The organism is Streptomyces sp. NPDC007025, from assembly GCF_042869455.1.
Taxonomy (GTDB): Bacteria; Actinomycetota; Actinomycetes; order Streptomycetales; family Streptomycetaceae; genus Streptomyces.
On the sequence record NZ_JBIAFT010000007.1, the window covers coordinates 26,352 to 47,129 of the forward strand.

At 73.7% G+C, this 20,778-nt stretch carries 18 protein-coding genes; 9 read left to right on the forward strand and 9 right to left on the reverse strand.

The window, feature by feature from the left end; translation table 11 throughout:
• Window positions 1-114: 114 nt before the first annotated feature.
• A complete protein-coding gene (locus ACFYMO_RS15095) occupies window positions 115-780 on the reverse strand; it encodes a uridine kinase (RefSeq protein ID WP_388546644.1) in 666 nt (221 codons plus the stop codon).
• A 317-nt stretch (window positions 781-1,097) separates the two neighbouring features.
• Between ACFYMO_RS15095 and ACFYMO_RS15100 the strand changes: the two genes are divergently transcribed.
• Together ACFYMO_RS15100 and ACFYMO_RS15105 are read left to right on the forward strand one after the other, a co-directional pair.
• Window positions 1,098-2,186, forward strand: a complete 1,089-nt coding sequence (locus tag ACFYMO_RS15100; protein WP_366774479.1) for an S-(hydroxymethyl)mycothiol dehydrogenase — start codon at window positions 1,098-1,100, stop codon at window positions 2,184-2,186.
• Entirely contained in the window at window positions 2,183-2,791 is a 609-nt protein-coding gene (locus ACFYMO_RS15105; RefSeq protein ID WP_366774478.1) for an MBL fold metallo-hydrolase, read from the forward strand. Before ACFYMO_RS15100 ends, ACFYMO_RS15105 begins: the two co-directional genes overlap by 4 nt.
• A gap of 51 nt (window positions 2,792-2,842) precedes the next feature.
• On the opposite strand, the gene ACFYMO_RS15110 is transcribed toward ACFYMO_RS15105, so the two are convergent.
• Entirely contained in the window at window positions 2,843-4,054 is a 1,212-nt protein-coding gene (locus tag ACFYMO_RS15110) for a pyridoxal phosphate-dependent aminotransferase (protein ID WP_366774477.1), read from the reverse strand.
• Between the two features lie 89 nt (window positions 4,055-4,143).
• Between ACFYMO_RS15110 and ACFYMO_RS15115 the strand changes: the two genes are divergently transcribed.
• The gene (locus tag ACFYMO_RS15115; RefSeq protein ID WP_366774476.1) at window positions 4,144-4,836 is read left to right on the forward strand and encodes a helix-turn-helix domain-containing protein; all 693 of its coding nucleotides are present in this window, start codon (window positions 4,144-4,146) and stop codon (window positions 4,834-4,836) included.
• Between the two features lie 207 nt (window positions 4,837-5,043).
• Here the strand turns inward: ACFYMO_RS15115 and ACFYMO_RS15120 are convergent, their stop codons facing one another.
• The 3 genes from ACFYMO_RS15120 to deoC are packed head-to-tail and all read right to left on the reverse strand — an operon-like array spanning window position 5,044 to window position 8,377.
• Window positions 5,044-5,943, reverse strand: a complete 900-nt coding sequence (locus ACFYMO_RS15120; RefSeq protein WP_388546650.1) for an aldehyde dehydrogenase family protein — start codon at window positions 5,941-5,943, stop codon at window positions 5,044-5,046.
• Entirely contained in the window at window positions 5,930-7,396 is a 1,467-nt protein-coding gene (locus ACFYMO_RS15125) for an aldehyde dehydrogenase family protein (RefSeq protein WP_366774474.1), read from the reverse strand. The genes ACFYMO_RS15120 and ACFYMO_RS15125 overlap by 14 nt, the downstream gene beginning before the upstream one ends.
• A 3-nt stretch (window positions 7,397-7,399) precedes the next feature.
• Window positions 7,400-8,377, reverse strand: coding sequence for a deoxyribose-phosphate aldolase (deoC, locus tag ACFYMO_RS15130; protein WP_366774484.1), 978 nt, complete (start codon window positions 8,375-8,377; stop codon window positions 7,400-7,402).
• A 299-nt stretch (window positions 8,378-8,676) separates the two neighbouring features.
• Here deoC and ACFYMO_RS15135 point away from each other — a divergent pair, with 299 nt between their 5' ends.
• The 4 genes from ACFYMO_RS15135 to ACFYMO_RS15150 all read left to right on the forward strand — a co-directional run bounded on the left by ACFYMO_RS15135 (window position 8,677) and on the right by ACFYMO_RS15150 (window position 13,579).
• Complete coding sequence (locus tag ACFYMO_RS15135) at window positions 8,677-9,120, forward strand: nuclear transport factor 2 family protein (RefSeq protein ID WP_360692579.1); 444 nt, start codon at window positions 8,677-8,679, stop codon at window positions 9,118-9,120.
• A gap of 222 nt (window positions 9,121-9,342) precedes the next feature.
• Window positions 9,343-9,501, forward strand: coding sequence for a hypothetical protein (locus tag ACFYMO_RS15140; RefSeq protein ID WP_276478138.1), 159 nt, complete (start codon window positions 9,343-9,345; stop codon window positions 9,499-9,501).
• 333 nt (window positions 9,502-9,834) lie between these two features.
• Entirely contained in the window at window positions 9,835-12,633 is a 2,799-nt protein-coding gene (locus tag ACFYMO_RS15145) for a lanthionine synthetase LanC family protein (RefSeq protein WP_388546655.1), read from the forward strand.
• 148 nt (window positions 12,634-12,781) lie between these two features.
• Entirely contained in the window at window positions 12,782-13,579 is a 798-nt protein-coding gene (locus tag ACFYMO_RS15150; protein ID WP_366774472.1) for a PH domain-containing protein, read from the forward strand.
• A 29-nt stretch (window positions 13,580-13,608) separates the two neighbouring features.
• Here the strand turns inward: ACFYMO_RS15150 and ACFYMO_RS15155 are convergent, their stop codons facing one another.
• From ACFYMO_RS15155 to ACFYMO_RS15170, 4 genes are all read right to left on the reverse strand, one after another.
• Window positions 13,609-14,460 (reverse strand): arylamine N-acetyltransferase, encoded by an 852-nt coding sequence (locus ACFYMO_RS15155; protein ID WP_366774471.1) that lies wholly within the window; start codon window positions 14,458-14,460, stop codon window positions 13,609-13,611.
• Between the two features lie 127 nt (window positions 14,461-14,587).
• The gene (locus ACFYMO_RS15160; protein ID WP_366774470.1) at window positions 14,588-16,405 is read right to left on the reverse strand and encodes a phospho-sugar mutase; all 1,818 of its coding nucleotides are present in this window, start codon (window positions 16,403-16,405) and stop codon (window positions 14,588-14,590) included.
• A gap of 125 nt (window positions 16,406-16,530) precedes the next feature.
• A complete protein-coding gene (locus tag ACFYMO_RS15165; protein WP_366774469.1) occupies window positions 16,531-17,352 on the reverse strand; it encodes a purine-nucleoside phosphorylase in 822 nt (273 codons plus the stop codon).
• 144 nt (window positions 17,353-17,496) lie between these two features.
• The gene (locus ACFYMO_RS15170) at window positions 17,497-17,934 is read right to left on the reverse strand and encodes a gamma-glutamylcyclotransferase (protein WP_019357735.1); all 438 of its coding nucleotides are present in this window, start codon (window positions 17,932-17,934) and stop codon (window positions 17,497-17,499) included.
• Window positions 17,935-18,090: 156 nt separating this feature from the next.
• On the opposite strand from ACFYMO_RS15170, the gene ACFYMO_RS15175 reads away from it, so the two are divergent.
• Both ACFYMO_RS15175 and ACFYMO_RS15180 read left to right on the forward strand, forming a co-directional pair.
• Entirely contained in the window at window positions 18,091-19,569 is a 1,479-nt protein-coding gene (locus tag ACFYMO_RS15175; protein ID WP_366774468.1) for an NAD(P)H-quinone dehydrogenase, read from the forward strand.
• 179 nt (window positions 19,570-19,748) lie between these two features.
• Window positions 19,749-20,711, forward strand: coding sequence for a DeoR/GlpR family DNA-binding transcription regulator (locus ACFYMO_RS15180; RefSeq protein ID WP_388546662.1), 963 nt, complete (start codon window positions 19,749-19,751; stop codon window positions 20,709-20,711).
• Window positions 20,712-20,778 lie beyond the last annotated feature (67 nt).

Sequence of the window (20,778 nt, forward strand, 5' to 3'; positions counted from 1 at the left end):
ATACGGGGGAACCTGGGGGAATCCAGGGGAAGAGGAAAAGGGGAAACAGGGGGAATCGGGGGATGAGAGAGGGCGGTCGCGCCCGGGACGGGGGTCCCGGCCGCGACCGCCCTCTCAGTGGTTCCCCTGCCTCGCCGGTGCGGGCGCCCGGCAGAGCCGGGCGATGCGGGCCGCGGCCTCCCGGTGGGCGCAGGCGTGGGCGCCCAGCGACCGGTGGCGGGCGACGATGGCGGGTTCGGCGCGCAGCAGCCGTACGCCGCGGGTGAGCAGCACCGGGAGGGGCTTGCGGGACTCGCGGATGTCGCGCAGCAGCCGCCGGCGGAACGTGGTGGTGGGGTGGCCCCGCAGGCAGATGGCGTCGGCCAGCAGGCCGAGCGCCGCGCAGCGCGCGGTGATGTCCGCGGCGAAGATGCCCTCCGCGATGAAGAGCGGGAACCCGCCGAGTGCAAGGTGCTCGGCGCCGGTGCGGGCGCTGGTGGCGATGTCGTAGAGCGGCACGGTGGCAGCGCCCTCGCGGCAGAGCCGGGCGATGGCGTGCACGGCTGCGTCGGCGTCCCAGGAGAGCGGGGAGTCCCAGTCGGTGCCGGCTCCGATGCGGGGGAGGGTGGGGTCGTCGCCCTCCTTGTAGAAGTCGTCCAGGCGGAGCACGGGGAGCCCGCTGCGCGCGGCGAGGCGGGTCTTGCCGGACCCGGAGGGGCCGGAGAGCAGGATGACCCGCGCGGTGCCCCCGGCGGAGGCCGTTCGCTCGGACAGGTCGCATGCGTGGCTGGAGTCGGTCACGGGCACCCATTGTCCGCCATCACCCCGCCGGATTCGAAGGCGCGTGCGGAAACCGGTGCGAGGCGGCCCGACGGCGACGGACGGCGGTCCCGCAGGACGCGGCGGACCGGCACCCCCTCCCGCACGGCGGGCCCGCAAGCCCCGCACGGCGAGCCGGCGTTCCCGCACCGCGTTCCCGCACCGCGGGCCCGCGCCCCCGCGTGGCGGGGCCGTGGAAAACTCGTCCGGGCCGACTCGCCTCCGCCCCTCCCGAAATCGGCCCCCGGCCAGCGAGAATGACCCCCCACGCAATCGAGCGAAGAGGGAGGCCCGCACGTATGGCTCAGGAAGTACGCGGGGTCGTCGCACCGGGCAAGGACGAGCCGGTGCGGGTCGAGACGATCGTGGTTCCGGACCCGGGGCCCGGCGAGGCGGTCGTCCAGGTGCAGGCGTGCGGCGTGTGCCACACCGACCTGCACTACAAGCAGGGCGGCATCAGTGACGACTACCCCTTCCTCCTCGGGCACGAGGCGGCGGGTGTCGTGGAGGCGGTCGGCGACGGGGTCACCGAGGTGGCGCCCGGGGACTTCGTGGTCCTCAACTGGCGTGCGGTGTGCGGACAGTGCCGGGCCTGCAAGCGCGGGCGGCCGTGGTACTGCTTCGACACCCACAACGCCGAGCAGAAGATGACCCTCAAGAGCGACGGGCGGGAACTGGAGCCGGCCCTGGGCATCGGCGCGTTCGCGGAGAAGACGCTGGTCGCCGCCGGGCAGTGCACCAAGGTCGACCCGTCGGTCTCGCCCGCCGTCGCCGGGCTGCTGGGCTGCGGCGTCATGGCGGGGATCGGCGCGGCGATCAACACCGGCCAGGTGACGCGCGGCGACTCGGTCGCGGTCATCGGGTGCGGCGGGGTGGGGGACGCCGCCATCGCGGGGGCGCGGCTCGCGGGCGCGGCGAAGGTCATCGCCGTGGACATCGACGACCGCAAGCTCACCACCGCCGAGAGGATCGGCGCGACCCACACCGTCAACTCCGCCACCACCGACCCGGTCGCCACCATCCGGGAGCTGACCGGCGGTTTCGGCGCCGATGTGGTCATCGAGGCGGTCGGCCGCCCCGAGACGTACAAGCAGGCGTTCTACGCCCGCGACCTGGCGGGCACGGTCGTCCTGGTCGGCGTGCCGACGCCGGAGATGACGCTGGAGCTGCCGCTGCTGGACGTCTTCGGCCGGGGCGGTGCGCTCAAGTCCTCCTGGTACGGCGACTGCCTGCCCTCCCGGGACTTCCCGATGCTGATCGATCTGCACCAGCAGGGGCGGCTCGACCTGGGTGCCTTCGTCACCGAGACCATCGCGCTGGACGAGGTGGAGAAGGCGTTCGAGCGGATGCACGGCGGCGACGTGCTGCGTTCGGTGGTGGTCCTGTGACGGCCGCCCGGATCGACCACCTCGTCACCAGCGGGGAGTTCCGCCTGGACGGCGAGACGCACCAGGTCGACAACAACGTCTGGATCGTCGGCGACGACACGGAGGCCGTCGTCATCGACGCGGCACACGACGCCGACGCCATCGCGGCGGCGGTGGGGGAGCGGACGCTGCGTGCGATCGTGTGCACACACGCGCACAACGATCACATCGACGCCGCGCCCGCCCTCGCGGACCGCACGGGTGCACCGATCCTGCTGCACCCGGACGACCTGCCGCTGTGGAAGATGACCCACCCGGACCGGTCGCCGGACGGCGAACTGACCGACGGCGGGACCGTGCGGGTGGCCGGGGTCGAACTGGCCGTCCTGCACACCCCGGGCCACGCACCCGGCGCGGTCTGCCTGCACGCGCCGGACCTGGGGACGGTCTTCACCGGGGACACCCTCTTCCAGGGCGGTCCGGGTGCCACCGGCCGGTCCTTCTCCGACCACCCGACCATCGTCCGGTCGATCAAGGAGCGGCTGCTGACCCTGCCGCCGGAGACCGTCGTGCGCACCGGGCACGGCGACAGCACCACGGTGGGCGCCGAGCAGGCGAACGTCTGACGCAGGAGCCCGGCACCGTCCGTTCCGTCCCGGCCGGGGCGGAACGGACGGTCACTGCCGGTAGCTCTCCAGGAAGCGGCCGATCCGGGAGACGGCCGCGTCCAGGTCCTCCGCCCGGGGCAGGGTGAGCACCCGGAAGTGGTCGGGGCGGGCCCAGTTGAAGCCGGTGCCCTGGACGACCTGGATCTTCTCCCGGAGCAGCAGGTCGAGGACGAACCGCTCGTCGTCGTGGATCCGGTGCACCTCGGGGTCCAGCCGCGGAAAGGCGTACAGCGCCCCCTTCGGCTTGACGCAGCTGACGCCGGGGATCTCGTTCAGCTTCTGCCAGGCCACGTCCCGCTGTTCGTGCAGCCGCCCGCCGGGCAGCACCAGGTCCTCGATGGACTGGCGGCCGCCGAGTGCGGCCTGGATGGCGTGCTGGGCGGGGGCGTTGGGGCACAGCCGCATGGAGGCGAGCATGCCCAGCCCCTCCAGGTAGTCGCGGGCGTGCTGCTTGGGGCCGGAGACCAGCAGCCAGCCCGAGCGGAAGCCCGCCACCCGGTAGGCCTTGGACAGTCCGCTGAAGGTGAGGCAGACCAGGTCGGGGGCGAGGGCGCCGACGTGGTGGTGGACGGCGCCGTCGTAGAGGATCTTGTCGTAGATCTCGTCGGAGAGGACCAGCAGCCCGTTGCGGCGCGCCAGGTCGAGGATGCCCTCCAGCAGCTCGCGCGGGTAGACGGCGCCGGTCGGGTTGTTGGGGCTGATGATGACGACGGCCTTGGTGCGGGGAGTGATCTTCGCCGCCATGTCGTCCAGGTCGGGCAGCCAGTCGGCCTGTTCGTCGCACACGTAGTGCACGGCCTTGCCGCCCGCCATCGTCGTCACGGCCGTCCACAGCGGGAAGTCCGGTGCCGGGATGAGGATCTCGTCGCCGTCCTCCACCAGTGCCTGCACGGCCATCGAGACGAGTTCGGAGACGCCGTTGCCCAGATAGATGTCGTCCACGTCGGCGTCGGGGAAGCCGCGCTGCTGGTAGTGCTGGGCGACGGCGCGGCGGGCCGGCAGGATGCCGCGGGACTCGGTGTAGCCGTGCGCCTGGGGGAGCATCCGCACCATGTCCTGGATGATCTCCTCGGGCGCCTCGAAGCCGAAGAGCGCGGGGTTGCCGGTGTTCAGCCGCAGCACGCTGTGGCCGGCCTCCTCCAGCGCGTCGGCCTGCTCGATCACCGGACCGCGGATCTCGTAGCAGACCTCGCTGAGCTTGTTCGACTGCCGGAACTCCATGCTGCCCCACCCTCCTGGTCCAACCCTGGTTTCTTGGTTCTACCAAGTCGGCACTTGGAAAGTCCAACCACATGTCTACACTGAGCGGCATGCCGAGCCACGCCAGCCAGCCGAGTCCCGGGCGCACCCGCCGCAGTTACGACCAGTTCTGCGCCACGGCGCGCGCCCTCGACTCGGTGGGGGACCGCTGGACCCTGCTCATCGTCCGCGAACTCCTCGCCGGACCGCGCCGCTACACCGACCTGCACGCCGACCTGCCCGGCGTCAGCACCGACGTGCTGGCGGCGCGGCTCAAGCACATGGAGGGCGAGGGGCTGGCCGAGCGGCGCCGCCAGCCGCGCCCCGCCTCCGGCCACGTCTACGAACTGACCGGGCGCGGCCGTGCGCTGCTGCCCGTGCTGACCGCGCTCGCCTCCTGGGGAGCCCCCGCGCTGGGCGCACCCCGCCCCACCGACGCGGTACGCGCCCACTGGTGGGCCCTCCCGCTGCGGGACGCGGTGGGCCGGCTGACCGGAGCCGGCGCGGCCGCGCTCATCGAGGTCGTCCTGCCCGAAGGGGCGTTCCACCTGCGGGTGGGCGACGCGCCGGACGGTCCGCTGTACGGCGAGGGCCCGGCGGACGACGCCGAGGCGCGGCTGGAACTGGACGCGGAGGCCTGCGCGGCCCTCGCGGACGGCTCGCTGGCGCTGGCCGACGGCATCCGGGCCGGGACGGTGCGGGTGACGTTCCCGGACGGCGGCCGGGAGGGACCGCTGGCGCACGCGCTGGACGCGGCGGGCTGAGCGCCCTCCCGCCGGCGCCCCGGCCGCGGGGCACCCGGGCAGGACGGGCCGGGCCCGGGGCGCGGACCGCGCGGGCGCACCACGGCACCGGCCGCGGACCACGCCGGGCACACGAGAAGGGCCGCGGCCCGCACCCCCTCCGGGGGGCGGGCCGCGGCCCGGCCGGTGATCGGCGCCCGCCGCGCGGGGCGCCCGTCCCGGCTGTGCTCAGGCGCCGATCGGATGCCAGACGGTCTTCGTCTCCAGGAAGGCCGTCATCCGCTCCAGCCCCGGCTCGGCCGTCCAGTCGACGGCTTCCGGCGCCGGGCGCAGCACCCGCTTGAGGTTGTCCGCCGCGGCCCGCTCCAGCTCCGTGGCCGACTCCGGGTCCGCGCCCGCCAGGTCGATCGCGTTGACGTCCTGATGCGCGGCGAGCGGCCGGGCGAGTTCGGCGGTACCGCCGGAGAGCACGTTGACCACACCGCCGGGCAGGTCGGAGGTCGCCAGCACCTCCGCGAGGGAGAGCGCGGGCAGCGGAGCGTCCTGCGCGGCGGCGACGACGGCCGTGTTGCCGGTGACGATCACCGGCGCGAGGACGGAGACCAGACCCAGCAGCGACGAGTTCTGCGGGGCCGTTACCGCCACCACACCGGTCGGCTCGGGCGTGGAGAGGTTGAAGAACGGGCCCGCGACCGGGTTGCCGCCGCCCACCACCTGGGCCACCTTGTCCGACCAGCCCGCGTACCAGACCCAGCGGTCGATGGCCGCATCCGTATGGGCCTGCGCCTTCGCCTTCGACAGCCCCTCGGCCGCGGCCACCTCGGCGGCGAACTGCTCGCGGCGGCCCTCCAGCATCTCCGCGACGCGGTAGAGGATCTGGCCGCGGTTGTAGGCTGTCGCGCCCGACCAGCCGCCGAACGCCTTGCGGGCCGCGACGACCGCGTCCCGCGCGTCCTTGCGGGACGCGCGGGGGGCGTTGGCCAGCCACTGGCCCGTTGCGTCGGTCACCTCGTACACCCTGCCGCTCTCGCTGCGGGGGAACTTGCCCCCCACGTACAGCTTGTAGGTCTTCAGCACGGACAGCCGTGCGCCCCGTGCCGGGGATGTACGTGCCTCAGGCGTGCTCAAGGTATGCCTCCAGACCGTGCCTGCCACCCTCGCGGCCGTAGCCGGACTCCTTGTAGCCGCCGAACGGCGAGGTCGGATCGAACTTGTTGAACGTGTTGGCCCAGACGACGCCCGCGCGCAACTGGTTCGCCAGCTTCAGGATGCGCGAGCCCTTCTCCGTCCAGATGCCCGCCGAGAGCCCGTAGGGCGTGTTGTTGGCCTTCGCGACCGCCTCCTCGGGCGTACGGAAGGTGAGCACCGACAGCACCGGGCCGAAGATCTCCTCCTGCGCGATCCGGTGCGCCTGGCCGACGCCGGTGAAGACGGTGGGCGCGAACCAGTGGCCGCGCTCGGGCAGCTCGCACGGCGGGGACCAGCGCTCGGCGCCCTCGGCCTCGCCCGCCTCGGCCAGCTCGGTGATCCGGGCCAGCTGCTCGGCGGAGTTGATGGCGCCCACGTCGGTGTTCTTGTCCAGCGGATCGCCGACCCGCAGGGTGCGCAGCCGCCGCTTGAGCGCGTCCAGCACCTCGTCGTGCACCGACTCCTGCACCAACAGCCGGGAGCCGGCGCAGCACACCTGCCCCTGGTTGAAGAAGATCCCGCCCACGATGCCCTCGACAGCCTGGTCGAGCGGGGCGTCCTCGAAGACGATGTTGGCGCCCTTGCCGCCGAGTTCCAGGGTCAGCCGCTTGTCCGTGCCGGCGACCGTGCGCGCGATCTCCTTGCCGACGGCGGTCGAGCCGGTGAACGCGACCTTGTGCACGTCCGGGTGGCCCACCAGGGCCGCGCCCGTCGCGCCGTCGCCCGTCACGATGTTGACGGCGCCCTTGGGCAGTCCCGCCTGCCGGCAGATGTCCGCGAAGAACAGCGCCGAGAGCGGCGTCGTCTCGGCGGGCTTGAGCACCACCGTGTTGCCCGCGGCCAGCGCCGGGGCGATCTTCCAGGCGAGCATCAGCAGCGGGAAGTTCCACGGGACGACCTGCGCGGCGACCCCCAGCGGCCGCGGATCGGGCCCGCAGCCGGCGTGGGAGAGCTTGTCGGCCCAGCCCGCGTAGTAGAAGAAGTGCGCCGCCACCAGCGGCAGGTCCGCGTCCCGCGTCTCGCGGATCGGCTTGCCGTTGTCCAGGGTCTCCAGCACCGCCAGCTCGCGCGAGCGCTCCTGGACGATCCGGGCGATCCGGAACAGGTACTTCGCCCGCTCGGTACCGGGCAGCGTCGACCAGGTCTCGAACGCGGCGCGGGCGGCGCGTACCGCCGCGTCGACGTCGTCCGCCTGGCCGTAGGCGACCTCGGACAGCACCTCCTCGTCGGCCGGGGAGTGCGTCGTGAACATCTTGCCGCCGGCGGCCTCGCGGAACTCCCCGTCGATGAACAGGCCGTAGGACGGTGCGATGTCGACCACGGACCGCGACTCGGGCGCGGGCGCGTAGTCGAACAGCGTCGATGTCGTCGACCCGGACTGCTGGTCGTTCATGGCTCAGTCCACCGTTACGTAGTCGGGGCCGGAGTAGCGGCCGGTAGCGAGCTTCTGGCGCTGCATCAACAGGTCGTTCAGCAGGCTGGAGGCGCCGAAGCGGAACCAGTGGGGGCTGAGCCAGTCGTCCCCCAGCGTCTCGTTGACCATCACCAGGTACTTGAACGCGTCCTTGGCCGTGCGGATGCCACCCGCGGGCTTCACGCCCACCTGCTGCCCGGTGGCGGCGCGGAAGTCGCGGACGGCCTCCAGCATCAGCAGCGTGTTCGGCGGCGTCGCGTTCACGGCCACCTTGCCGGTGGAGGTCTTGATGAAGTCGGCGCCCGCGAGCATCGCCAGCCAGGAGGCCCGGCGGATGTTGTCGTAGGTGGCCAGCTCCCCGTTCTCGAAGATCACCTTCAGGTGCGCCGACCCGCAGGCGGCCTTCACCTCGCGGATCTCCTCGAACACCTGGAGGTAGCGGCCGGCGAGGAAGGCGCCCCGGTCGATCACCATGTCGATCTCGTCGGCCCCGGCGGCGACCGCCTCCCGGGTGTCCGCCAGTTTGACCGCCATCGAGGCCCGGCCGGAGGGGAACGCGGTGGCGACGGACGCCACGTTGACCCCGTCGGCGCCCAGCTCCGTCAGCGCCTGCCGCGCGGTGGCCGCCATGTCGGGATAGACGCAGATCGCCGCGACGCGCGGCGCCGAGCGGTCACCCGGGTCGGGACGTGCGCCCTTCGCGCACAGGGACCGCACCTTGCCCGGTGTGTCGGCCCCCTCCAGCGTCGTCAGGTCGATCATCGAGATCGCCAGGTCGAGCGCGTACGCCTTGGCGGTCGTCTTGATGGAACGGGTCCCCAGCGCGGCGGCCCGGGCTTCCAGCCCGACCGCGTCGACACCGGGGAGCCCCTGCAGAAAGCGGCGGAGTGCGGCATCGGAGGTCGCGACGTCGGAGAGGGAGCCCCTCCCCGCGTCGCGAGGGGCCGCATCGGTAGGCATGCTCACCAGAGCACCATATCTACGCGCGTAGTGGCTGTCACCCCATGGGCCACCCCGGCTTCGCGGGGCCGCCGCCGGGGTACTGCCGCCGAGGGGCGTCCCGCCGTCCCGCCGCCATCACCCACCGGCGGCGCCGCCGGGCGGAATAGCGCACCGTACCCGGGAGTGCGCGGGGCACAGTGCGTCACCCGGGTCCTTACTCCTGACGTCATCGACCCCCTGGCCCCGCCGCGGCAATGTGGTGCACGGCGACGGGATCCCGCCCAGGGGCCCCGCACCGCAGATCCGAGGAGCGCACCATGCCCGCCACATCCCCCGACGCCGCCGTCCGGCCGGTCGCCGAGGCCACCCGCGAGGTCGTCCAGGAGTTCCTCACCGCCCGGATGGCCGGGGACACCGCGCGGCTCCTCGAACTCTTCGCGGACGAGGTCGACTGGCTGCTCGCCGAGAACCCGGCCGTCCCGTGGATCCGGCCACGCTCCACCGGGGCCGCATGCGCGGCCCAGTCCGCGGAGCTGGCCGAGTACACCGTGGCCGAGGACGCGCGGGCCTCCCTCGACGCCTTCCTGGTGGACGGCGCCGACGCCGTCCTGACGGGGCACCTCTCGGGGACCGTGCGGGCGACGGGGAAGAGCTTCGAGGGCCCGTTCGCGCTCCGCCTCACCGTCGAGAACGGCCGGATCATCCGACACCATCTCTACGAGAACAGCCTGTCGATCGCTCAGGCGTGCTCCCCTTCCTGACCTCCCTTCGGGTTCCTGACCTCGGGGCACGGGGCGGTACCAAGGGTCTGAACCTGTGTCGGAGCGCAGGTCGGAAGCCGGAGTGTCGTGGCACGTCACAGGGGGGTTGCCGGGTCTTCAGTGGGCGTCCTAGCCTCTTTCGCACCACCAGGCGCTGGAACCTCAAGTGCGGTGGTACAGAACGGAGTTCACGAAACTGTCCCTACTGGCATGGGAGAGATCATGGAATTCCTGTCCCAGTTCACGCCCCGCGAGGCAGGGGTGCTGAACCAGGACCCGGAGGTGTCGTTCCACGAGAACGACCTCGCCGCCGGAGCCACCGACCGCTGCCCGATCACCGCGTGCGACTACACCTGCATGGGGACCGGCAACACCGGCTGACCCACGTATCACCACCCGGGATGCCCCGACCCTCGTGCGCAGTGGTCGGTGCTCCGCACGACGGCCCGAGGAGGTCACCGGACCGGACGCCACGGCGTTCGCGAACCGGGCCGCCTCGGGCCGCCCGTGTGTCGGCGGGCGAACACCGGCCGACGGCCAAGACCCCGGTACCCCGGACCGCCCGGTCCGCCAAGATCGACCGTTCCGCCCGGCGACCTCCGGCACCCCGGACCGACTGGTCCGCCAAGTGAACACCCCTCATCCCGACCGGCGGACTTCCCGGGAGCCGGACTGGCTGGTCCGGCCGGACCGTGACGACCGAGGAGCAGAAGCGTGGCCGACTGGAACGCGGAGGACGTACTCCGGAGGCTGGTCGCGGACCGCCGGGCTCCGCACTCGCTGTCCACCGGAGCCACCTGGACACGGGTGAGGTGCGAGCCCGCACCTGACCTCCCCGAACACGGCTGGAAGCTGCACATCTCCTCGCGGGTCGACGGGCTGCCGCAACTGGCCGCGGCCCTCTTCCCCCACCTGCTCAGCGAGGGCTGCGGGTTCAAGGTGGCCCGCTCGGACCGGGTGCTGCGCCGGCTCAACGACGCCGGAGTCGGGTCGGGAGCGGTGGGCAAGGCCGTCACCGTCTATCCGCCGCCCGAACGGGTCCGCGAGCTGGGCCGGGAGCTGGCGGAGCTGCTCCGGGGCCATCCCGGCCCGAGAGTGCCCAGCGACCGACGGGTGGCGGAGGACGCCCCCGTGTACTACCGCTACGGCCCCTTCCGCACCCACTGGCGCAGCGGCCCCTACGGCACCCTGGTGGTGGTCATCCACGGCCCGGACGGCCAGGAGTTCGAGGCAGCCGCCTCGCTCGGCTACCGCCAGCCCCCCTGGGTGAGCGACCCGTTCCGTACGGACGAAACGCCGCCCGGCACCGAAGTCGCCCCCACGGACACCGCGGCTCACCCCGCGCCGGAAGACCACGCGCCGCGCCCCGCCGCCGACGTGCTGCTGGGCGGCCGCTACCGCGCCGTCGAGGGTGTGTACGAGTCGGCCCGCGGCAACGTCTACCGCGCCGTGGAGACGGCGGGCCGGGCCGGCGACGCCGCGCACGCGCGCACCGTCATCGTCAAGACCGCCCGCGCGCACGTCAGCGAGGACCGCGACGGCAACGACGTCCGGGTCCGGCTGCGCAACGAGCGCCGCGTCCTGACGGCGTGTGCCGGGGTGCCGGGCATCCCCGCCTTCCTCGACCACTTCGCCCATGCCGCCGACGAATACCTGGTCACCAGCGATGTCGGCGACCGCAACCTCATGGAACACATATGGCGCAACGGCGCGTTGCTGCCGGCCCCCTGCCCGCCCGCCTCCATGCCCGCCGCCGATGACGGCGAGGACCCCGGGGCCACCGGAGAGGCGGGGGCCACCTGGCCAGCGGACGAGGCCGACGCGTTCACCCGGCTCGCACGTGAACTCGCCACCACGCTCGGCGCTCTGCACGCCAAGGGCGTGGTCATGCGGGACGTGACGCCCCGCAACATCGTCCTGGACGACACCGGGCGGGCCCACCTCATCGACTTCGGGATCTCGGCGCTCGACGGCATCCACCTGCCGGGCGGCACCCCGGGCTACGCCCCGCGGGAGCAACTCGACCGCACGCAGGAACCGTCGGCGGCCGACGACCACTACGCGCTCGGCATGGTCCTCGTCTTCGCCGCCACCGGGCTGCCCCCGGTCACCGGGGAGGCGTCGACCGCCCTGGCCCGCACCCGGGCGCTGCAGTGCCTGCACGCCGTACACGGCACCCGGCGGCCGGAACTCCGCGCGGTGGTCGGCGACCTCCTCTCCCGCGATCCGGACCGCTCCGCCGGGGCGCTCGCCGACCTCGCCTCCGGAGACTGGCGCGCCCGCACCGGCGGCCACGCCCTCCCCCCTCCCGCGGCCCCCACCGGCCAGGTGGCCGACCTCGCCGACCGGGTGCTGGAGATCCTGCTGGCCGAGGCGGGGGAGTACCACCTCGGCGGAGAGGGCGTGGACTTCCCGGCCGTCGACGCCAGCCTGTACACCGGAAGCGCGGGGGTCGGGCTGGAACTGCTGCACCACCGCCACCGCCCGGGCGTCCCGGAACTGCTGCGGCGGCTCGCCCGGCACGCCCACCGCAGCCTGGCCACCGTGCCCACCGCGGACGGCCTCTTCTCCGGCCGCACCGGCACCGAGGTGTTCCTGGCCGCGGCCCGCCGCGCCGGAGTGGAGGTACCGACCGGACCGGTGCTGCCCGCCGCCACCCGCAGCCGCGCACCGGACGCCACGGATGCCGCGGAGGTCCCGGAAGTGCTGCGGGCCGTCGACATCGACGTCGTCTCCGGGCACGCGGGCGTCGGACTCGGCAGGCTCCTGCTGGCCGACCTCGGCGACCCGGGCGCGCCGGCGGCGGCCGCGGCCCTCGCCGAGCCGCTGCTGCGGCGCGAGGACCCTGCCGTCCCGTCCGCACACCTGGCCGGTGAACTGGGCCGCGAGACCACCTTCGGCTACGCGCACGGATATCTCGGCGTCACCGATTTCCTGCTGCTGCTCGCCGCCCGCAACGGCGACCGGGGGCTGCTGGAGGCCGGCCGGCTGCGGGCCCACCGGCTGGCCGCCCTCGTCCCGGACCTGGTCGCCGCCGCCGGCGCGCCCACCGCCTCGCAGATGGCGGTCTCCTGGTGCCGGGGGCTCGGCGGCCTGGCCCGTGTCCTGCGCCACGCCTGGCTGGTCCTCGACGAACCGGAACTGCGCCGGGCCGCCGAGACCGCCACCAGGGGCTGTCTGCCCTGGCTGACCAGGCTCAGCACGCTCGGCCAGTGCTGCGGCACCGCCGGGCTCGGCGCGGTCCTGCTGGACCTGGCCGTGGACACCGGGGACGACCGCTACCTCGACGCCGCCCACGAGGCAGCACGCCATCTGATGCGGCGCAGCCACGGCCCGGACGACGCGCCCGCCCTCATGGCCAACACGCACACCAGGGACGCCCGCTACTCGTGGGCGCAGGGATATGCGGGCATCCTGGCCTTCCTGCGCCGGCTGCGCGAGCCGGCCGGCCCCGATCTGCTGCCGGAGCCGACGGGCGCCCCGGCTCGGCACGGGAGGACGGTCGGCGGCTGAGCCCGCAGGGCCATGCCGGCGCCGGGGCCGGGGTGGCAGCCGCGGTGAGTCCGGTCCGGACGCTGTGGGGGGACTACGGCCCATCGGCTGCCTCTTCGATGCCGTACCGCAATGTCCGTCATGCGGACGGTCCGGCACAATCGTTCGCATGACGAGCGAGGACAGCGAGGGCACGGGCGAGGGCGAGGACCGCGGCGGCGCGACGGACGGCGACCGCGCGGCCGGGAGGGAACCCGGAAGCGCTCCCGGCTCCGGCGGGGAGACCGGTTCCGGAAGCGACAGCGGCTCCGGGAGCGGGACCGGGGGACAGGAGTTCCCCGACCGGGTGTACCGCTCGGCCGGTGGGATGGCGGGCGGCATCGTCCTGCTCGCCATCGGGCTGTGGCTCGCCACCGACGCGGTCATCGGGGGCGAGGGCCGGACACCGTGGCTGACGCTCGCCGCGATGCTGTGCGTCGTGCCGCTCGTCGTCGCCTTCACCCTGCGTCCCGCCGTGTTCGCGGGGGAGCGGCGGATGCGGGTGCGCAACCCGTTCCGCACCATCGAGGTGCCGTGGGGAGCCGTGGAGTCGCTGCGGGCCGGGTACTCCAGCGAGGTGCTGGCCGGAGGTGCGAAGTACCAGCTGTGGTCCATCCCCGTCTCGCTGCGGGCCCGCAAGAAGGCCACCCGGCACAACGAGCGGATCGGTTCGGGGCGGACGCCCGCCACCGGACCCGGCGGGCTGTTCGGCGGACGCGGGGTGCCGAACGTGGGTCCGGACGCGTCGGAGCTGCGGGAGAAGCGGGCCGCCTCCGACCAGTCCGTGGACGAGCTCCGCGAACTGGCCGAGACCCACGGCCGGAAGGAGGCGGCCCAGGGAGAGGTCGCCGTCCGGTGGTCCTTCGAGGTCATCGCCCCGGCGGTGGCGGGCGCCGTGCTGCTGGCTGTGCTGCTGGCGACGGGCTGACCCGGCCGCGGCGCGGGTGGAACTGCGCGCTACCCCTCCCGCTGCTGAACCCGTTCGACCAGGGACCGCGCCTCCGCGGGGGACAGCTCCAGGCCGAAGGTGCCGGCCAGCACTCCGGGCAGCTCGTGCGGATCGACGGTGCGCTTCTCGTCCGGCTCGCCGCCCGTCGCGGCGGTGGCCGCCGTGGTCGTCGTCCAGGTGAGGTCGTCGAGCTGGTCGGTACGGTCGGCGCGGATGCGCTGGACGAAGGGGCGCCGGTTGAAGGGGGAGTGCGGGCCGGTGGCGATGAAGTGGTTGCCGACCTCGTTGTCCACCGGGTACTGCGGGGTCTCCGTGAAGGTGTGCCGCACCATCCAGCCACCTCGGCCGTCGGGCTGGTGCAGCGCCCAGCCGTCCGCGCCCGGCGTGATCTCCGTACGGCGCAGCAGGAACGGCCGCCCCTCGATCGTCACCTCGTTGCCGTCCACCAGCTCGATGGGGGCGAGCGGGCCGGCGCCGAAGCCGACGTCGGCCAGCAGGCGCCGCCCGCCGACCTCGACCAGCAGCATGGCGTGCGTCGCCGGAAGGATCTTCTCCGCACCCAGTTGCACCCGTCCGGCCAGCGCCGTGAAGCGGAACCCGAGCCGCTCCAGCGCCGCCGCGAAGAGGGTGATGTGCTCATAGCAGTAGCCGCCGCGGCCCCGGTGGACGAGCTTGTCCTGGACGTCGGCCAGGTCGAGGGAGACCGACCGGTGCAGGAAGCTGTCCAGGTTGTCCCAGCGCACGGAGAGCACATGCGCGCGGTGCAGTGCGCGCAGCGTCGCCTCGGTGGGGATGTGTTCCCCCTCGTACGTGAGTCGTGCGAGGTAGGCGTCGAGGTCGAGCTGTTCGCCGTGCCACATGGTCGTCGGTCTCCCCGCTGCGTGTGGTGTGCCCGGACTTCCCCGAGCCGGGGCGGTGCCCCTGTCCACGCAACCCGCGCGGCGGGGCGGCTGTTCCCCGCGACAGCCGCCCCGCCCTGCGGACGGTTCAGAACCCGGTGGCCCGCTTCAGGCCGTCCTTGATCCGCTCCAGCACCCCGGCCGCGCGCTCCCGCGCCGCGCGGAGACCGGCTTCCGTCCCGGCAGCCGTCCCGACCGGGGCGACGACCTCCAGGTAGCACTTGAGCTTCGGCTCGGTACCGCTGGGCCGCACCACGACCCGGCCCCCGGCGATCGGTCGCGCGGCGCTGTCGCCGTCGCCCTCGCCCTTGCCGTCCGCGCCCGCGAGCAGGTAGCGCAGCCCGTCCGTGGGAGGGAGGGCTGCGCTGCCCCGGTTCAGGTCCTCGGCCTGCGCCACGGCCAGCCCGCCGAGCGTGGTCGGCGGCTGGGCGCGCAGCCGCTCCATGGCGGAGGCGATCAGCGACAGGTCCGCCACCCGCACCGAGAGCTGGTCGGTGGCGTGCACGCCGTGCTCGACGTCGAGTTCGTCCAGCAGGTCCGACAGCGTGCGCCCGGCCTGCTTGAGCTCGGCGGCCAGCTCGGCGACGAGCAGCGCCGCGGTGATGCCGTCCTTGTCGCGGACGCCCCGCGGGTCGACGCAGTACCCCAGCGCCTCCTCGTAGCCGTAGCGCAGCCCCTCCACGCGGGCCAGCCATTTGAAGCCGGTCAGGGTCTCGGTGTAGGGCAGCCCGGCGGACTCGGCGATCCGGGAGAGCAGCGAAGAGGAGACGATGGTCGTCGCGAGGGTCCCGGAGGCGCCCTTGCGGATCAGATGGGTGGCCAGCAGCGCGCCCACCTGGTCGCCGCGCAGCATCCGCCAGCCGCTCCCGGCCGCTGCGTCGCCGCTTCCGGCCGCCGCGTCCGGTACGGCCACGCCGCAGCGGTCCGCGTCCGGGTCGTTGGCGATGATCACGTCGGGGCGTTCGCCGTGCTCGGCCTCCCAGGCGCGGGCGGTGGCGTACGCGCGGTCCATCGCGCCGGGTTCCTCCGGGTTGGGGAACGCGACGGTGGAGAAGTCCGGGTCCGGCTCCGCCTGCTCGGGCACCGGGACCGGCCGGGGGAAGCCCGCCCGTTCGAAGGCGAGCTGCGCCGTCCGGTGGCCGACGCCGTGCAGGGCGGTGTGCACGACCCGCACCTCGCGGGGCGAGCCCTCGCTGAGCACGGCCCGGGTGCGGGCCAGGTAGGCGTCGTGCACCTCGTCGCCGAGCACCTGCCAGCCCGACTCGGGGCGCGGGACGCCCGCGAGCGGGCCGACGGCAGCGATGGCGTCCGCGATCTCGCCGTCGGCGGGCGGCACGATCTGCAGACCGTCGTCCAGGTAGACCTTGTAGCCGTTGTCGCGCGGCGGGTTGTGGCTGGCGGTGACCATGATCCCGGCGGCCGCGCCGAGCTGCCGCACGGCGAACGCCAGCACCGGGGTGGGCAGCGGCTCGGGCAGCGTCGCCGCGCGCAGCCCGGCGCCGGTCATGACCGCCGCGGTGTCCCGGGCGAAGTCGGCGCTCCGGTGGCGTGCGTCGTAGCCGATCACGACCAGCGGCGTGTCGCCCTCCGCCGCGCTGGGGAGGCGGGCGCGCAGATACCCGGCGATGCCGGCCGCGGCGCGGATGACGACGGCGCGGTTCATCCGCATCGGCCCCGCGCCCAGCTCACCGCGGAGTCCGGCGGTGCCGAACTGGAGGGTGCCGGCGAACCGGTCCCGCAGCTCGGCCAGGTCGCCGGCCCCGAGCAGCGCGGCGAGTTCCTCGCGGGTCTCCGGGTCCGGGTCCTCGGCCAGCCAGTCGCGGGCACGGGCGAGCAGCGCGTCGTCCGATCCGGGCGCGGGCGCGTCCGGTGCGGCTGTCGCGCCCTCCCGCAGGCTGTCGGTCATCTTCGTGGTCCTGCCTTTCACGGTGGGGCTGGGGAGCCGGTGGGCTGAGGGGCCCGGTGGGGCCGAGGGGCCCGTGGGGCCCGGGGAGAGCCGCCCCCGGGATGGTCCGGGGCGGCCCCGGGCCGTCAGAGCCGCTCGAGTACCTCGCCGAGCAGGGTGCCCATGCGCACCGCGGAGTCGCGGCCGGCCTGCAGCACCTCCTCGTGGTTGAGGGGCTCGCCCGTCATCCCGGCGGCGAGGTTGGTGACCAGGGAGACCCCGAGCACCTCGGCGCCCGCCTCGCGTGCGGCGATGGCCTCCAGGACGGTGGACATGCCCACCAGGTCGCCGCCGATGGTACGGACGTACTCGATCTCCGCGGGGGTCTCGTAGTGCGGGCCGGGGAACTGGACGTAGACGCCCTCTTCCAGGCTCGGGTCGATCTCCTGGCAGAGCGCGCGCAGCCGCGGCGAGTACAGGTCGGTCAGGTCGACGAAGTTGGCACCGACGATCGGCGAGGTGGCGGTGAGGTTGATGTGGTCGCTGATGAGGACCGGCTGGCCCGGGCGCATGCCCGGCCGCAGCCCGCCGCAGCCGTTGGTCAGCACGATGGTCTTGCAGCCCGCGGCCACGGCGGTGCGCACCCCGTGCGCGACGGCCGCGACACCGCGGCCCTCGTACGCGTGCGTACGGCCGAGGAAGACGAGCGCGCGCTTGTCGCCCACCCGGTGCGAGCGGATCTTGCCGGCGTGGCCCGCGGCGGTGGGCGGCGGGAACCCCGGCAGCTCGGTGATCGTGAGCTCGTGGTCGGCCGTGCCGAGCGTGTCGGCGGCGGGGACCCAGCCCGAACCCATGACGAGTGCCACGTCGTGGCTGTCCTCGCCGGTCAGGGCCCGCAGCCGGGCGGCGGCCTCCTCGGCGGAGCGGTAGGGGTCGTCGGCAGCGTGAGTAGTGGCAGATGCGTTCACGCGACGAGGGTAGCCCGTTATCGCCTACGCGCGTAGACGTGTGGCGCAACTCGTCCGCAGGTCCGGACGAACGCACGGGCGACAGCGGGGGCGGGCGGGGTGCGTGTGGAGAATCCGTCGGCCCACGACGCTAGCGCACAGCTGCTAGCACGGCCGCTTGCGGAGCTCCATGACGTAGTCGTGCGGGGCGCCGGCGGACTCGGCGGCGTCGGCGATGTCCCCCAGATAGCGGGCCGAGGGCAGGCCGCCCTCGTAGCCGTTGAGGACGTAGCACCAGGCCGGCTCCTCGCCCTCCAGGGTGTGCACCCGCACCCGCATCCGCCGGTATATGTCCAGGCCGACGCCCTCCCAGCGGTCCATCGAGTCCTCGTCCATCGGCGCGATGTCGTACAGCGCGACGAAGATCTGGGAGCGCGGTGCCTCCACGAGGGTGGCCAGTGCGCCGTCCCAGCCCATGTGCTCGCCTCCGAAGGTGAGCCGCCAGTCGGTGAGCCAGCCGGTGCCGCGGAGGGGGGAGTGCGGGGCGCGGCGGGCCATCAGGCGGGCGTCGAGGTTGCCGGCGTAGGCGGCGTAGAGCGACATCCCACGAGGGTAACGGCGGCCCTCGCGGGACGGGCGTTTCCCGGGGCCGCGCCCGGTGGACCGGGCGGCGCGGGCGGAGCGCGGACCCGCCGCGGCGCCGGACCGGCGCGGAGGGCGAGCACCCCCGGCGGGTCCGGACCTGACGGGTGCGGGACAATGGAGCATGTGACTCGGATCGTGATCATCGGTGGTGGCCCTGGCGGATACGAAGCGGCGCTGGTGGCGGCGCAACTCGGCGCGGAAGTCTCCGTCGTCGACTGCGACGGCCTCGGCGGCGCGTCGGTGCTCACCGACTGCGTGCCGTCCAAGACGCTGATCGCCACGGCCGAGGTGATGACCAACTTCGACTCCTCGTACGAGGAGCTGGGCATCCGGGTGGAGGACACCACCCACGACCCGGACGATCCGGCGCGCGTGGTCGGGGTCGACATCCGCAAGGTCAACCGGCGGGTCAAGCGGCTGGCGCTGGCCCAGTCGCACGACATCACGGCCTCGGTCACCCGGGCGGGCGGCCGGGTGGTGCGCGGCCGCGGCAGGCTGGAGCCCGGCCAGGCCACGGACGGCTCCCGCGTCGTGACGGTCACCGCGGCGGACGGCAGCCAGGAGCAGCTCACGGCGGACGCGGTGCTGATCGCCACCGGCGGCCACCCGCGGGAGATCCCGGACGCGCGCCCGGACGGCGAGCGCATCCTGAACTGGACGCAGCTCTACGACCTCCAGGAGCAGCCCGAGGAGCTGATCGTCATCGGCTCCGGGGTGACCGGGGCCGAGTTCGCGGGCGCCTACCAGGCGCTGGGCTCGCAGGTCACGCTGGTCTCCTCGCGGGACCGGGTGCTGCCGGGCGAGGACCCGGACGCGGCGGCGGTGCTGGAGGACGTCTTCCGGCGCCGCGGGATGAACGTGATGAGCCGCTCGCGGGCCGCCTCGGCGCAGCGGGTGGCCGCGGCCGGCGGCCCGCCGAAGGCGGACGGCGACCGGGTCGAGGTCACGCTCCAGGACGGCCGGACGATCACCGGTACACACTGCCTGGTGGCGGTCGGGGCCATTCCCAACACCACGGACATGGGGCTGGAGGAGGCCGGGGTCCGACTCAAGGACTCGGGGCACATCTGGACCGACAAGGTCTCGCGCACCTCGGCCCTCGGCGTCTACGCCGCGGGTGACTGCACCGGCGTCCTCGCGCTCGCGTCCGTCGCGGCGATGCAGGGCCGGATCGCGATGTACCACTTCCTCGGCGACGCGGTGAACCCGCTCGACCTGCGGACGGTCTCCGCGAACGTCTTCACCGACCCGGAGATCGCGACGGTCGGCTACAGCCAGGCGGACGTCGACAAGGGGGCCATCGAGGCCCGCGTCGTCAAGCTTCCGCTGCTGCGCAACCCGCGGGCCAAGATGCAGGGCATCCGGGACGGCTTCGTGAAGCTGTTCTGCCGCCCCGGCACCGGCATCATCGTGGGCGGAGTGGTCGTCTCGCCGCGGGCCAGCGAGCTGATCCATCCGATCTCGATCGCGGTTGACAACAATCTGACCGTGGAGCAGATCGCCAACACGTTCACCGTGTACCCGTCGCTGACCGGCTCGATCGCCGAGGTCGCCCGTCAGTTGCACACCCGCAAGATGACCGAACTGCACTGAACCGGTGCGGAAGCGGGCCGCCGCCGGGGCGCCGTAGTCCCGAACAGTCCGCTATACCACATTCGGGGACGCCGGACGGACAACTTCTGTTAATCGGCGGATAGCGCTGAAACCAGACGGTCGTTGGCGTTACTGTCAGTTTCGTGTTCGCTGCGGAACGTCGTCAATTGATCCTAGAAATGGTGCGAGCGAACGGAGCAGTCTCGCTCCGTGAGCTGGCCCGCGTAGTCCAGACCTCCGAGGTGACCGTGCGCCGTGACGTACGGGCGCTGGAGGCCGAAGGACTCCTCGACCGCCGTCACGGCGGAGCCGTGCTGCCGGGAGGCTTCACCCGGGAGTCCGGCTTCCCCCAGAAATCCCACCTGGCCACCGCGGAGAAGACGGCGATCGCCGATCTGGCCGCGGGCCTCGTCTCGGAGGGCGAAGCCGTCGTCGTCGGAGCCGGTACGACGACGCAGGAGCTGGCGCGCCGGCTCGCGAGAGTGCCGGGCCTGACCGTGGTCACCAACTCGCTGCTGGTGGCCCAGGCCCTCGCGCACGCCAACCGGGTGGAGGTGGTGATGACCGGAGGCACCCTGCGCGGCTCCAACTACGCGCTGGTCGGCAGTGGCGCCGAGCAGTCCCTGCAGGGACTCCGGGTCTCCCGGGCCTTCCTGTCCGGAAGCGGGCTGACCGCCGAGCGTGGGCTGTCCACCTCCAACATGCTCTCCGCGAGCGTGGACCGGGCCCTGGTGCAGGCGGCCGGGGAGGTGGTGGTGCTGGCCGACCACACCAAGCTGGGTGCCGACACGATGTTCCAGACGGTGCCCACCGATGTGATCACCCGGCTGGTGACGGACGAACCCCCGCCGCACGACGACCGTGCCGAGACCGAGTTGCAGGCCCTCGCCGACCGCGGTGTCCAGGTGGCCGTCGCCGGGACGCCGTCCGCCGCTCCGGATCGGGGCCGCCCCGAGGTGCCGATGCCCACCCCCCGCAGGGCGGCCCCGCAGGGCGGGAACCACTCCGGCGGCCACCCCGGCAACCACAACCACCCGGGACCGTCCGCGGGTCCGGCGGGCGGCGCCCCGCCCGGCCATCTGCGGTCCGCGCCGGCCGCGGTGCCGCCCCGGGTGGCGGACCTGGCGCCCAGGCGCCGCTGACCCGGCCGCACACGACGCGCGCCCGCCGCGGGAGGCGTACCTCCGGCGGCGGGCGCGGCGTGCGGTC